The sequence below is a fragment of the Pseudomonas sp. GW821-FHT02B10 genome, assembly GCF_059421865.1.
This window is the reverse complement of the sequence record NZ_JBWKVU010000022.1, coordinates 12,919-26,477: the sequence shown is the minus strand read 5'-3', so window position 1 is coordinate 26,477 and position 13,559 is coordinate 12,919. Positions and strand designations below refer to the sequence as shown.

The following is a 13,559-nucleotide window of genomic DNA, read 5'->3' as shown; positions in this document are numbered from 1 at the left end:
GGGAAGAATCGAGCATGACTGAACAAGCGCAACTGATCGCCAGCGTCACCCCGCAGAGCCTCACCGAGCTGCTGCAAGGGGCCGGCTACCGGGTCAACCAGACCGACCAGAACGGCATCGTGCAACTGCTCAGCGCCAGCCAGGGCATCGGCTACGCCGTGCGCTTCGGCAACGCGGTGGGGGCTGAACAGGGCCGCTATGTGGACTTCACCTTCAGCTGCGCGCTGCGGGTCCAGGGCGAGTTGCCGGCGGGCCTGGCCGAGCTGTGGAACGCCTCGCGGCGCTTTGCCCGGCTGTCGGTGCAGGGCGAGTTCCTGGTGATGGAAATGGACGTGGTGGTGGCCGGGGTTGGCCACGATCACCTGCGCAGCCAGCTGGAACTGTGGGATCGGCTGTTGCAGGAGTTCATCGTCTACCTGCGCGACTACAGCCAGCACGCCGCGCGCCTGCAGGCCCAGCCTGAAGCCACGCCGCAAGCCACGCCAGAAACCATGCCTGAAGCAGTGCCCGAGGCCGTCGCCGAGGCTGTCGTTGAGGTGCCTGGGCAGTGAAGAAGCCAAGCCTGGTGGTCGGTGTCGGCGCCCTGGCCCTGGTGGCGCTGGCGGTGTGGCTGGGCATGCGTCCGGGCAGCGATCTGGTGGCGGCGCAACAGCCCAGGGTGGCGCTAGCCAGCCCGGTCGATGACGGCCCGGCGGTGGCGCGCCTGGGCAACCAGCGGGTGGCACCGGAGGAGCTCAAGGCGCTGTTCGCGGCGTTGCCCGAGGCGTCCCGCGAGCAGCTGCGGGGCAATCGCCCGGCCCTGGAAAACTGGATTCGCACGCGCCTGGCGGAAAAGGCCGTGCTCGAACAGGCCGATGCCCAGGGCTGGCGCCAGCGTCCGGAGGTGGCCTTGCAGACCCGGGTGGCCACCGAACAGATCGTCTTTCGCGACTACTTGCGTTCGGTCAGCCAAGTCCCGGACGGCTACCCGAGCGAGGCCGAATTGCAGCAGGCCTACGACGCCGGCAAGGCGCAGTGGCAGACCCCGGCCTTGTACCGGGTCAGCCAGATCTTCCTCGCGGTGAATGACCCGCAGGCGCTGGAGGCGACGCGCAAGCAGGCCCAGGAACTGAGCAAGAAGGCCCAGGCCGCCCCCGGCGAATTCGCCGCCCTGGCCAGCCAGTATTCCCAGGACCCCGACAGCGCCCGGCGTGGCGGCGACTCCGGGTTGCAGCCGTTGCAGCAACTGCTGCCCGAGGTCCGCGGCGCGGTGGCGCGCCTGAAGGTCGGCGCGGTGTCCGATGCGGTGCGGAGCGCGGCGGGTTTTCATGTGCTCAGGCTGACCGAGCAGCAACCGGCCCGCACGGCGACCCTGGACGAGTTGCGCGAACGCCTGACCCAGGCCCTGCGGGCGCAGCGCCAGGAACAGATCGCCAAGGCCTACCTGGAAGGCATGCTCGACACCGCGACCCTGAGTATCGACGGCGCGCAGTTGAACAAGGTGCTGGAGGAGAAGCTGTAGGGGGCGGTGTGGCCGATACCGCTATGGACGGCAACGCCGGCCAACCTGCTATGAATAACGTGCAATGGATGCCATCACCCACACGACAGGGAGTCACTCATGTCCTTTCTCGAACCCGTCCCGATCTCGGGCATCACCCCCTACATCGCCCAGGCCGAACCCCGGGAAGCCTGGCTGGCCCTGGCCGCCGGGATCGAGCCGGAGCTGGCCCAGTATTTCCTGGTCACCGCCCGTTGCGGCTGCTTCATGCAGGCAGCGCGCAGCCTGAACATCAAGTCGACGCTGCTGCGCAAACAGCTGGCGCACCTGGAGGAACAGTTGCGCCGCCCCTTGTTCAGCTTCCAGGGCAGCGCCCTGAGCCTCAGCCGCGAAGGCCAGCAGCTCAAGGCGCAACTGATCGCCCTGGCCCATGAGCGCATGCTACCGGTGCTCGAACAGCCGCTGCTGCGCCTGGCCGTGGCCGAATCGATCCTGCACGACATCCTCGGGCGCGACCTGATTGCCCTGTTGCGGCGCAACGCCAGCGTGCGCCTGGAGATCATCTCCATCGACAGCGAGCTGTCGCTGCGGGCCCTGAGCGCGGACGTGGTGGTGTGGCTGGGCGGGGTGGATTCACCCAAGCCGGGGCCGAGTTTCGTCACCAGCGCGCCGCAGCCGCTGGTGCGCCTGGACTACCTGCCGCATATTGCCAAGCGGTATTCGCGGGTCGCGGCGCGCCCCGACAGCCTGGACGATCTGGCCGACTACATGCTGGTGCAATGGCAGCAGGACCGTCAGGTCGAGCCGCTGCGGCCATGGAACCAGCTGGTGGAGCAGCGCCTGGCGGGGGTGGTGCAGGTGCATTCCTACGAGCTGATGCTGGAGATGATCCGCTGCAGCGCCTGCATCGGCCTGCTGCCTCATTACATGAGCCGCTTCGACCGTGGCCTGACGGCACTGCCCGGGCTGTTCGACGAGGCCATGGCGCGCCAGGTGTGGATGGCGGTGAACGCCGAAGTGGAGCACGACGCCGAAGTACAACAACTGGTCGACCTGATCCTCAACACCTTCCGGGAACGCAGCGAGTGGTTCGACTTCGACGGCACGCCTCCGTAGGAGCGAAGTTTGCTCGCGATGGCGTCCTGCCTGATACACCGCGGCGCAGGCATCGCCAGCAAGCTGGCTCCTACGGAGAGAATTCCTGTGTCCGGCGCTCGCCATCCGCTGCGCTGGCGCTCTACACTCATCGGCCGTATCGCATGAACCAAGGAAGACTTATGCCCGCCGAGACCCCCACCATCGTCATCGAACGTTTCAGCGAAGCCCATGTGCAGGGCGTCACCGCGCTGTACAACGACCCTGCGGTCGCCTGTCAGACCCTGCAAATGCCGTTTCAACCTTCGGAGGTCTGGCGTAATCGCCTGGCGCCGAACAACGAACGGCTGGTATCGCTGGTGGCGCTGCACCAGGGCGCGGTGATCGGCAGTTGCAGCATCGAGCAGTACTCGCGCATCCGCCGCGCCCACTGCGGCGGCGTCGGCATGGGCGTGGCGGTGGAATGGCAGGGCCAGGGCGTCGGCAGCCGCTTGTTGGCGGCAGTGCTGGACGTGGCGGACAACTGGATGAACCTGCATCGGGTAGAACTGACGGTGTTCGCCGACAACGAAGCCGCCCTGGGCCTGTACCGCAAGTTCGGCTTCGAGCGCGAAGGTCTGCTGCGTGATTACGCCGTGCGCGACGGCCAGTACGTCGACGTCCTGAGCATGGCGCGCCTGCGCCGCACGCCCCAGGCCTGACTCGCCCCTGTAGCCGCTGCCGCAGGCTGCGATCGCCCGGACCATCGCAGCCTGCGGCAGCGGTTACAGATCATGTCTCTTGATCGCCCAGGGCAAACGCCACTGTCGCCCGCGCATGCAGCTCGGTGGTGTCCAGCAGCGGCAGGGGGCTGTGTTCGGGCTTGAGCAGCAGGCCGATCTCGGTGCAGCCGAGGATGATGGCCTGGGCGCCGCGCTCCATCAGGGCCTGGATCACCTGCTGGTAGCGCTGGCGCGAGGCCTCGCTGATGACGCCCACGCACAGCTCGTCGTAGATGACCCGGTGCACGGCCTGGCGGTCCACGGCGTCCGGCACCAGTACCTTGAGGCCGCGATCGACCAGGCGCTGCTTGAGAAAATCCTGTTCCATGGTGAAGGCCGTGCCCAGCAGGCCCACGCTGAGGGTGCCGGCCTCGAGGGCGGCTTCGGCGGTCGGGTCGGCGATGTGCAGGAAGGGCACCGACAGCACGGCCTGAATCTCGTCGGCGACCTTGTGCATGGTGTTGGTACAGAGCACCACGCATTCGGCGCCACCGGCCTCCAGGCGGCGCGCCGCATCCACCAGGATCCCGGCCGCGAGGTCCCAGCGCCCGGCGTGCTGGGCCTGTTCGACAGGCCCGAAGTCGACGCTGTACATTAGCAACCGCGCCGAACGCAGCGGCCCGAGACGGTCTCGTACCTGTTGGTTGATAAGGCGGTAATACTCGGCGCTGGACTCCCAGCTCATGCCGCCGATAAGGCCGATGGTGCGCATACACAGCTCCTGTTGCTGACAAACCTGAATGCCGAGAGTGTCCCGTGACGCAGCCCCGCGATCTATCAAGAAATTTCACATGCCCGGCGTGCTGAGCAGCAAAGTCCAGGATCACGAGCTGCTGCGCCGCGAACTGCTGGGCGGCACGCTCGACCTGCAATTGCTGCCGCGCGCGGCCTACAGTGCGCGCGATCCGCTGCAGTGGCAAAGCCTCGGCGTGAGCCTGGAGCGCCAGCAGGGCGTGCATGCCATCGGCAGCGACCGGCGCGAGGATTTCGACAGCTGGCCGGGAACCCTGGCCTTGACCCCGGCCGGGGTCGAGGTGTTTTCCGAGTCGCCCCAGGGCGGTGAATACCTGCTGCTGCGCTGGCTGGCCGACCCCCAGGCCCTGGGCATCGCCCGCGGTTCGCGACGCTTGCAACGGCCCGGACACGCCCGGGCCCTGGCGCTGGGACGCCAGGCGCGGCGGCTGTTGCTGGAACCCACCGGCGATCCGTTGGCCCTGGAACAATGTGCCCTGCAGTTCGCCGGCCTGGCCGCCCTCGACCCAGCACCGGCCAAGGCCGCCAGGCGCACCGAGTTCAGCCGGGTGCTGACGCTGATCGAGCAGCAGTACGCCGAGCCGCTGTCGCTCACTGAACTGGCGGCCTGCACCGGGCGCAACGAACTGCGCTTTTTACGCGACTTCACCCGCGCCATCGGCATGACGCCCCATGCCTGGCTGGTCGAAGTCCGGGTGCAGGCGGCGCGCCGGCTGATCGAACGCAGCGACCTGCCGCTCGCCGCCATCGCCCTGGAAACCGGCTTCGCCCACCAGTCCCATATGGGCAGCGCCTTTCGCAAGATACTCGGCCTGACCCCGAGCCAGTACCGCGCAGGTTTTTAGTCATACGCCGACACCCCCCATCTGCCATGCTCAAGGTCCGCAACCGCGGTTTCTCGAAGAGGCATGAACATGGACGACATACGGCAACTGGGCGAGATGCTTCGGCGCTATGCAGAAAGCGAAGCCCACAAGAAACAGCTGTTCGAAAGCCAGAAGGTGCTCTGGGCGAGCCGTATCACCGAGCTGTTCGAGCATATCCAGCAGTGGCTGGCACCGGTGCTGATGCCGGACCTGCTGGCCTTGAGCCGCGAACCCTACCTGGCCTTCAGCCCCAGCGTCCCGGTGAAAACCTCGACCTTCAAGACCGAGAAACTGACCATCGTCATCGCCGGCAAACCGGTGGAGTTCGTGCCCGATGTGATGGGCGCCGCCGGGCAGATTTCCCTGGCGGTCATGGGCCTGACCGCCGCGCGTTACGGCAGCGTGTCCCTGATGGGCTTAGCCGACGGCAGCTGGCAATGGCGCCAGGCCAACGGCCTGAAGGAGTCCGACGTCTTTACCTTCGACGGCAACTTCCTGGCGTCGCAGTTGCAGGCGCTGATTCCCCGGGAGCGTGGGTAAGGCACTAGCTGTCTGGTGGCCTGGGCGTCTACCAGACCCATCAAGGGCATTCTTCAGATCTCTACATTGCCCCAGCCGGGCCTGGCGGTTTGCGGTTCCGGCGCCACGGCGTCGATTTTCTTGCCGGTGGCCAGTTCCACCCGGCGCGCCACGTCCGGGTCGTCGGCGAAGGGGATCAGGCTGGCGTCGTCGAGGCTCTTGGCCGATTGATGGCGCAGGCAGTAGCCGATGCTGAGGTAGAGGAAGGTCACGCCGAGCAGGTCAAGGGCGAATTCGATCATCGGGGGGCTCGCTGTGCTGCAGGAGGGATGAACGACGCGGGCCGGGTGTGGCCCGTGTCGTGCTCTTGGGCGATCAGGCGATCAAGCGATCTGGGCGTCGCTGAGGGCCAGGCGCGGGTCGGCCACGCGCACGGTGCGCCAGGTGTTGTAGGCCATCAGCAGCATGCCGCTGAGGAAGAACACACCCCCGGCGAAGCGCACGATAAAGCCAGGGTGGCTGGCCTGCAGGGCCTCGACGAAGGAGTAGGTGAGGGTGCCGTCGTCGTTGACCGCGCGCCACATCAGGCCCTGGGTGATGCCGTTGACCCACATCGAGGCGATGTACAGCACGGTGCCGATGGTCGCCAGCCAGAAGTGCAGGTTGATCAGTGGGATGCTGTGCATCTGCTCACGGCCGAAGACCTTGGGCACCATGTGGTAGATGGCGCCGAAGGTGATCATCGCCACCCAGCCCAGGGCCCCGGCGTGGACGTGGCCGATGGTCCAGTCGGTGTAGTGCGACAGGGCGTTGACCGTCTTGATCGCCATCATCGGCCCCTCGAAGGTCGACATGCCGTAGAAGGCCAGGGACAGCACCAGGAACCGCAGGATCGGGTCGGTGCGCAACTTATGCCAGGCGCCCGAGAGGGTCATCATGCCGTTGATCATGCCGCCCCAGCTCGGCGCCAGGAGGATCAGCGACATGGCCATGCCCAGCGATTGCGCCCAGTCCGGCAGGGCGGTGTAGTGCAGGTGGTGCGGACCGGCCCAGATGTACAGGGTGATCAGCGCCCAGAAGTGCACGATGGACAGGCGATAGGAATACACCGGGCGCCCGACCTGCTTGGGCACGAAGTAATACATCATCCCGAGGAAACCGGTGGTGAGGAAGAAACCCACCGCGTTATGGCCGTACCACCACTGGACCATGGCGTCGGTGGCGCCGGAATACACCGGGTAGGACTTGAACCAGTCCACCGGAATCGACAGGTGATTGACCACGTGGAGCATGGCGATCACCAGGATAAAGGCGCCGAAGAACCAGTTGCCGACGTAGATGTGTTTGGTCTTGCGCTGCACCACGGTGGTGAAGAACACGATGCCGTAGACCACCCAGACCACGGCCATCCACACCGCGCCGGAGAATTCGATTTCCGCGTATTCCTTGGTGGTGGTGTAGCCCAGCGGCAGGGTGACCAGCATGATCAGGATCACTGACTGCCAGCCCCAGAAGGTGAAGGCGGCGAGCTTGTCGGAATACAGCCGCACCTGGCAGGTGCGCTGGACCGCGTAGTAACTGGCGGCGAACTGGGCGCTGCCGGCGAAGCCGAAGATCACCAGGCTGGTGTGCAGCGGGCGCAGGCGGCCGAAGCTGGTCCAGGGCAGGTCGAGGTTCATTTGCGGCCAGACCAGCTGGGAGGCGATCCACACCCCCATGGCCATGCCGATCACGCCCCAGACCACGGTGGCGATGACGAATTGGCGTACCACCTTGTAGTTGTAGGCCGGTTCCATTGTTGCTGTGCTCATGGTCAATGCTTCCACGGTTGCAAAGGCTTGCCAGGCCACCCGGCCTGGCATGCCATGCACTGTAGAAAGCACGGGCGAAACAAAACAGGCTCAGAAAAACTGCATTAATACGGATCAGATTGACCGCCTGCCAGCACAGGCCCGAGAGCTGCTGATACGGTTTTTTAGCGTTTACCTGAATCTGTAACGTCCTGAGCCGCAAGTGCATAGTCACCGCCACACCAAAACCCCCGGTTCACCCCTGGAATGCATAACCCCGTGGCCCTGTAGCCGCTGCCGAGCGCAGCGAGGCTGCGATCGGCTGCAAAGCAGCCGCAAGACCGGCACATGCGTGCTGTCTTCCAGACCGCATAGCCTGGATTGCGAGCGCTCAGTCGGGATGCCGCCCAACTCGGTCGCAGCCTCGCTGCGCTCGGCAGCGGCTACAGGATTGCAGCGGCTTCAAGGGCGGGATCGGGGTCAGCACTGATGAGGCCGTGACATGTATCACTATGACGAGTACGACCGGGCCCTGGTCTTTGAACGGGTGGCGCAGTTTCGCGATCAGGTCGAACGCTTCATGGCCGGCGAGCTGAGCGAAGAGGAGTTCCTGCCGCTGCGCCTGCAGAACGGCCTGTATATGCAGAAACACGCCTACATGCTGCGGGTGGCCATCCCTTACGGCACCCTCAGTGCGCGGCAGATGCGCACCCTGGCCAGCATCGCCCGCGACTACGACCGTGGCTACGGCCACTTCACCACCCGGCAGAACATGCAGTTCAACTGGATCGAGCTGGCCCAGGTGCCGGACATCCTCGAACGCCTGGCCAATGTCGAGATGCATGCGATCCAGACCTCCGGCAACTGCGTGCGCAACATCACCACCGAAGCCTTCGCCGGGGTGGCCGCCGACGAGCTGATGGACCCGCGGCCCCTGGCGGAGATCCTGCGCCAGTGGTCGACCATCAACCCGGAATTCCTGTTCCTGCCGCGCAAGTTCAAGATCGCCATCTGCTCGGCCCGCCAGGACCGGGCGGCGATCATGATGCATGACATCGGCCTGTACCTGTACCGCGACTGGCGCGGGCAGATGCTGCTGCGGGTGATGGTCGGCGGCGGCCTGGGGCGCACGCCGATCCTCAGCCAGCAGATCCGCGACGGCCTGCCGTGGCAGCACCTGCTGTCCTATGTCGAGGCGGTGCTGCGGGTGTATAACCGCCACGGCCGGCGTGACAACAAGTACAAGGCGCGGATCAAGATACTGGTCAAGGCCCTGGGTATCGAGGCCTTCGCCAAAGAGGTGGAGGAGGAGTGGCAGCACCTCAAGGACGGCCCGGCGCAACTGACCGAGGCCGAATACCAGCGGGTCGCCAGTGCCTTTGTGCCGCCGCTCTACGAACGCCAGCCGGCCACCGATCTCGACTACGGCAGCCGCCTGGCCGAGGAGCCGGCCTTCGAACGCTGGGTGGCGCACAACATGCAGCCGCACAAGGTGCCGGGCTATGCCAGCGTGGTGCTGTCGACCAAGCCCGGCAGCGCCTCACCGCCCGGAGACGTGACGGCGGCGCAGATGGAGGCGGTGGCCGACTGGTCCGAGGCCTTCGGTTTCGGGGAAATCCGTATCGCCCACGAACAGAACATCGTCCTGCCGGACGTGCCCAAGACCGCGCTGCATGAACTGTGGCGGCTGGCCGGCGAACAGGGCCTGGGCTGCGCCAACGTCGGCCTGCTGACCGACATCATCGCCTGTCCCGGCGGCGACTTCTGCGCCCTGGCCAACGCCAAGTCGATCCCCATCGCCCAGGCGATCCAGGCGCGTTTCGACAACCTCGACTACCTGCACGACCTGGGCGACATCAGCCTGAACATATCCGGCTGCATGAACGCCTGCGGCCATCACCACATCGGCAATATCGGCATCCTCGGCGTCGATAAGAACGGCAGCGAGTGGTACCAGATCACCCTCGGCGGCGCCCAGGGCAAGCACAGCGCGTTGGGTAAGGTCATCGGCCCGTCGTTCAGCGCCGAGCAAGTGCCGGGGGTGATCGAGCGCATCATCGCCACCTTCGTGCGTTACCGAGAGAGCGAAGAACTGTTCGTCGACACCGTGCAGCGCATCGGCCTGGAGCCGTTCAAGGAGCGGGTCTACCCGAAAGTGCTGGAGGCGCAGCCATGAGCCCCCAGCGCGACCGCGCAATAGAAAGCACAGCCGTGAGCCAGGAGTTACAGCCGTGAGCGAGAGACTAAAACCATGAATAATCTGCTGTGTCTGCAAGATGGCCAGGCCGGGCGGGTCGAGGACGATCCCTGGAGCCTGGTGCGCGAGGTGGACGGCCCGCTGCCCCAGGGCCCGTTGATTCTGCCGCTGGCCCGCTGGCTGATCCGCCGTATCGAGCACGAGCCGGCGCGGGACGGGGTCTGGCTCGGCCCGGACGACGAGGTGGAAAGCCTGCGGCCCTGGCTCAAGCTGATCCCGCTGATCGCCCTGGACTTTCCCAGCTTCCGTGACGGCCGTGCCTACAGCCAGGCCTACCTGCTGCGCACCCGGCTGGGCTGGATGGGCGAATTGCGGGCGGTGGGCGATGTGCTGCGCGACCAGCTCAGCCATATGCGCCAATGCGGTTTTGACAGCTTTGCCATCCGCGAAGACAAATGCGCCGACGACGCCCTCAAGGGGCTGGCGGGCATGAGCGTGCTCTACGGGCGCTCGGCGATCGAGCCGCGGCCGCTGTTCCGGCGCCGCTGAGGTCCGCCGCCGCTGAAGAGCAGCGCCTGCCCGGGCCGGCGCTTCGATCGATGCTCAGTCGCCCGGGAACAGGGCAGGCAACGGCCATTGTCTGGTCGCCAGGGGCATTTGTCCTTGGGTCGATGATGGCGCTTTGGTAGAGTCGCACCTCTTATGACGGAGCCAGGGATCGGCGTCCGGCGATCAGTCGCCGGCGTGCCTGGCATGGGCCATCCATGGAAGAGAGTCGCGGCTGTGAGCGTTGCTAAAAAGATACTCGGGTTGTTTTCGTTGTTGCTGCTCCTGACCCTGTGGGTCGGCTATTTCTATGTGTACCAGGATGCCCGCAGCGGGCGCCTCGGCGACCCTCTCGACAGCTACGGCTGGTGCGGCCCCGCCGCGGATTCGGCGCATTCCTTCAAGCGCGACTACCTGCTGCTCAGGGTCACCAACAGCACCCAGGGCGAGTTCAAGGTCTCGGGGGAGGTCAACGTTTCGGAGCGCACCTACAACCGCTACGAGCTGGGCCGCTACCCGCTGAAACTGCGCCTGGAACCCTTGCAGTCCACCTACAGCATGCCGCCGTTGTTCTTTGAAGAGGTCAAGGTCAAGCCCTTGAACCGCAACTTCAGTTCGCCGCACAAGAATGCCTACGCTGACCTGGAGAGCCGGCCGATCCGGGTCAACGGCGAGTCCAGCCGGTTTCCCTTCGAGGTCTACCGTTACGGCTACAAGCCAGTGCTGTACATCCTCAAGGGCAACGAGCAGGTCGACCTGCCGTTCAAGCGCATCACCACGCAGCTGAACCTGTCCAATACCTTTACCCCGACCCGCCTGTACAACCCGGCGGACTACATCGCCGAGCAGAACAGCCTGGTCCGGCCCGGCGACTATCCCGCCTATGGCGCCAGCGAGTGCGCCTTCAGCATCGAGCGCAAAGGCTCGTTCAAGATCATCGTGCTGCTGTTGTTGCTGGTGCTGTGCCTGCCGCTGTTGATGGTGCTGTATCGCGACGAGCCGACCATCGACTTTCTTGCTACCTTGCTGGGCGTGGCGGCGGTGCGGGTGTTCCTGGTCGGGCCGTTGCAGGACTACCAGTTGTACGGCATCGACTTCGTATTTGGCGCCGTGATCATCCTGGCCGGGACCTTTTCCCTGCTCAAGGCCATGCGCATCAATGCCTTGCGCGAGGCGGCGGCAAGGCGCGGAACCACCTGGTAATGGGGAGAGGTGCAGCGTTGACGCTGCACCTGTATCTTTCCGATCTGCTAAGAATTCTCTGGCCTGCTTTGGCGATTAATCCGCTTTTGCTGTGCTGATATGCCCGCTATTGGCTATACCTACACTTCCTCAAACCAGTAGCGCTTCCGGATTTCTGACAGGAGTTACCCTATGAAGCTCGCATCAATGATGAGCACGCTGTGCCTGGCCTCCCTAGGGTTGGTGGGCTGTTCCAGCAACGTCACCCAACCCGACGAGTACTCCGGTTTTCTCGGCGACTACAGCCAGCTCAAGGAAGCCAAGTCGCCGTCCGGCGTCGAGGTGATGCGCTGGGTCGATCCCAAGCTGGACCTGAAGCAGTACCGCAGCGTCTATATCGAGCCCACCCAGTTCTACCCCAAGCCGCAGCCGACGGTGAAGATCCCGCAGAACACCTTGTACGGCATCAACCGCTATTACGACGAGGCGCTCAAGCGCGAGATCGGCAAGGACTTGCCGCTAGCCACCGCGCCGGGGCCGGGGGTGATTGTGGTGCGCGCGGCGATCACGGCCGTGAGCAGCAAGACCGAAGGCCTGAAGCCTTACGAAATCATTCCCATCGCCCTGGTGGCGGCGGCGGTGAGCACGGCCAGCGGCATCCGCGACCAGGAAACCACCCTGGGTACCGAGGCGCAGTTCATCGACGGCGGCAACAACAAGGTGATCGCCCAGGTGGTACGCAAAGGCAGCGGTAAGCCGCTGCAGAACGACACCCAGGTCATGCAGCCTGCGGACGTGAAAAACGTCATCGACGGCTGGGCCTCCGACCTGCATCAGTCCTTCCAGAAACTGAAAAAACAGTAGGGCCGGGGTTTCTCCCCGAGCTTTTTTGCCCACTGCGTCGGGGGTCAGGGCGAATACCTGACCCCTTCACTGAGCAGTTCCGGCAGTCAATCAAGAACACAGGTTTCGCTGGCGAGGCGAGGGCGCAAGGCCTGCTGACGGCATCGTCCGTGACAGGTTTTCACATCCGCGGCAGGGCGGCCTGCTCCAGAATCGAGTGGCAGCAGAGTTTCAGGCTGCGCCTTCTGGTTCATGTGAATTGTGATTATTTCCATTCTTTTAGAGTGGTTAAGTTAAAGTGATTTATTAAGTTAAATAAATTCAATTAAAACATATAGATAGAAAGTATTTATGATGTCTTGAATGAGATTTTTTTGAGGCTTTCAAGAGGATTTTCCAGCATGCCTGTGCTCGAACGCACGACTTTCATTGCCGGTCGCAGCCCGGCCCAGGTGCTGGATTTCTGTCTTGAAGGCGCCAACTTCCCGAAGATCTTTCCCGAGCGCACCAGTCCCTTGCGGGGCATGGATATCAATGACCTGCGGATCAGCGCCGGGCGCCAGTTCAGCTTTCACCACTGGATGTGGAGTGTCATACCGGCGACATGGGCGGTGGTTATACGTAAAGTCAGCGATCGCCATTTCGTCGACCAGAGGCTCCAGGGGCCGCTGCGTGCCTTCCGTCATGTTGCGCTTGCTGGGTTGAAGCAGGCCCTTGTAGCCGCTGCCGCAGGCTGCGATCGACCGCAACGCGGGCGTGGGATATCGATATCGCCGAAGGCCTGCGGCCTTATCGCAGCCTGCGGCAGCGGCTACAGTGTTTTCGCGTTCCGCCGGTATTTCAACGGCCTCCAGAGTTGCGCTCCGCTCTCGGGGCTTGTTCTACAATTTGTATCCCGGGCATAGGTGGCCGGGCCATTTCATGTTTAACTTCCGGCCTCTCGATTTTCTTTACAGCTGTTCAATGACCATCGTTTAAAAGGACTCCGTTCATGGCTCAAGTCACCCTTAAAGGCAACCCGGTTCAAGTCAACGGCCAACTGCCACAAACCGGCGCCAAGGCGCCCGCGTTCTCCCTGGTGGGCGCCGGTCTGGCCGACATCACCCTGAGCAGCTTTGCCGGCAAGCGCAAAGTGCTGAACATCTTCCCGAGCGTCGACACCCCGACCTGCGCCACTTCCGTGCGCAAGTTCAACGCCCAGGCCAGCGGCCTGAACAACACCGTGGTGCTGTGCATCTCGGCTGACCTGCCGTTCGCCCAGGCCCGTTTCTGCGGCGCCGAAGGCCTGGAAAACGTGCAGAACCTGTCGACCCTGCGTGGCCGCGAGTTCATCGAGAACTACGGCGTGGCCATTGCCGACGGCCCGCTGGCCGGCCTGACTGCCCGCGCGGTGGTGGTACTGGACGAGAACGACACCGTGCTGCACAGCGAGCTGGTCAAGGAAATCGCTGAAGAACCGAACTACGACGCGGCCTTGGCCGTTCTGAAGTAACAGGTTTTACAATTATTCACGGCCTGGCCCTGTCC

At 64.4% G+C, this 13,559-nt stretch carries 15 protein-coding genes; 12 read left to right on the top strand and 3 right to left on the bottom strand.

Annotated features, from left to right (window positions below):
• Positions 1-14 precede the first annotated feature (14 nt).
• From AC07VU_RS30120 to AC07VU_RS30105, 4 genes are all read left to right on the top strand, one after another.
• Complete coding sequence (locus AC07VU_RS30120) at positions 15-551, top strand: YbjN domain-containing protein (protein WP_277588937.1); 537 nt, start codon at positions 15-17, stop codon at positions 549-551.
• On the top strand, positions 548-1,501 hold the full coding sequence (locus AC07VU_RS30115; protein WP_495031001.1) for a peptidylprolyl isomerase: 954 nt from the start codon (positions 548-550) through the stop codon (positions 1,499-1,501). Before AC07VU_RS30120 ends, AC07VU_RS30115 begins: the two co-directional genes overlap by 4 nt.
• 99 nt (positions 1,502-1,600) lie before the next feature.
• Positions 1,601-2,596, top strand: coding sequence for a LysR family transcriptional regulator (locus AC07VU_RS30110; RefSeq protein ID WP_053260999.1), 996 nt, complete (start codon positions 1,601-1,603; stop codon positions 2,594-2,596).
• Positions 2,597-2,757: 161 nt separating this feature from the next.
• The gene (locus tag AC07VU_RS30105) at positions 2,758-3,276 is read left to right on the top strand and encodes a GNAT family N-acetyltransferase (RefSeq protein WP_053261000.1); all 519 of its coding nucleotides are present in this window, start codon (positions 2,758-2,760) and stop codon (positions 3,274-3,276) included.
• Between the two features lie 70 nt (positions 3,277-3,346).
• Here AC07VU_RS30105 and AC07VU_RS30100 read toward each other — a convergent pair whose 3' ends face one another.
• A complete protein-coding gene (locus tag AC07VU_RS30100; protein ID WP_495031000.1) occupies positions 3,347-4,048 on the bottom strand; it encodes an aspartate/glutamate racemase family protein in 702 nt (233 codons plus the stop codon).
• Positions 4,049-4,127: 79 nt separating this feature from the next.
• Between AC07VU_RS30100 and AC07VU_RS30095 the strand changes: the two genes are divergently transcribed.
• Entirely contained in the window at positions 4,128-4,934 is an 807-nt protein-coding gene (locus AC07VU_RS30095; RefSeq protein WP_277588934.1) for a helix-turn-helix domain-containing protein, read from the top strand.
• Between the two features lie 69 nt (positions 4,935-5,003).
• Positions 5,004-5,495, top strand: coding sequence for a hypothetical protein (locus AC07VU_RS30090; RefSeq protein ID WP_277588933.1), 492 nt, complete (start codon positions 5,004-5,006; stop codon positions 5,493-5,495).
• Positions 5,496-5,548: 53 nt separating this feature from the next.
• Here AC07VU_RS30090 and AC07VU_RS30085 read toward each other — a convergent pair whose 3' ends face one another.
• Together AC07VU_RS30085 and ccoN are read right to left on the bottom strand one after the other, a co-directional pair.
• Positions 5,549-5,776 carry a CcoQ/FixQ family Cbb3-type cytochrome c oxidase assembly chaperone gene (locus AC07VU_RS30085; RefSeq protein WP_085530978.1) on the bottom strand — a complete coding sequence of 76 codons (228 nt, stop codon included), beginning with the start codon at positions 5,774-5,776 and terminating at the stop codon, positions 5,549-5,551.
• Between the two features lie 81 nt (positions 5,777-5,857).
• On the bottom strand, positions 5,858-7,285 hold the full coding sequence (ccoN, locus tag AC07VU_RS30080; protein WP_037035619.1) for a cytochrome-c oxidase, cbb3-type subunit I: 1,428 nt from the start codon (positions 7,283-7,285) through the stop codon (positions 5,858-5,860).
• Positions 7,286-7,766: 481 nt separating this feature from the next.
• Between ccoN and AC07VU_RS30075 the strand changes: the two genes are divergently transcribed.
• The 6 genes from AC07VU_RS30075 to tpx all read left to right on the top strand — a co-directional run bounded on the left by AC07VU_RS30075 (position 7,767) and on the right by tpx (position 13,524).
• A complete protein-coding gene (locus AC07VU_RS30075; protein WP_495030999.1) occupies positions 7,767-9,440 on the top strand; it encodes a nitrite/sulfite reductase in 1,674 nt (557 codons plus the stop codon).
• 75 nt (positions 9,441-9,515) lie between these two features.
• A complete protein-coding gene (locus AC07VU_RS30070; RefSeq protein ID WP_274306710.1) occupies positions 9,516-10,010 on the top strand; it encodes a DUF934 domain-containing protein in 495 nt (164 codons plus the stop codon).
• A 234-nt stretch (positions 10,011-10,244) separates the two neighbouring features.
• Complete coding sequence (locus AC07VU_RS30065; RefSeq protein WP_101337832.1) at positions 10,245-11,210, top strand: hypothetical protein; 966 nt, start codon at positions 10,245-10,247, stop codon at positions 11,208-11,210.
• Between the two features lie 171 nt (positions 11,211-11,381).
• Complete coding sequence (locus AC07VU_RS30060) at positions 11,382-12,053, top strand: DUF3313 domain-containing protein (protein ID WP_007927665.1); 672 nt, start codon at positions 11,382-11,384, stop codon at positions 12,051-12,053.
• A gap of 380 nt (positions 12,054-12,433) precedes the next feature.
• Positions 12,434-12,937, top strand: coding sequence for an SRPBCC family protein (locus AC07VU_RS30055; protein WP_495030998.1), 504 nt, complete (start codon positions 12,434-12,436; stop codon positions 12,935-12,937).
• A gap of 86 nt (positions 12,938-13,023) precedes the next feature.
• Positions 13,024-13,524 (top strand): thiol peroxidase, encoded by a 501-nt coding sequence (gene tpx, locus AC07VU_RS30050; protein ID WP_087091112.1) that lies wholly within the window; start codon positions 13,024-13,026, stop codon positions 13,522-13,524.
• Positions 13,525-13,559: the final 35 nt, after the last annotated feature.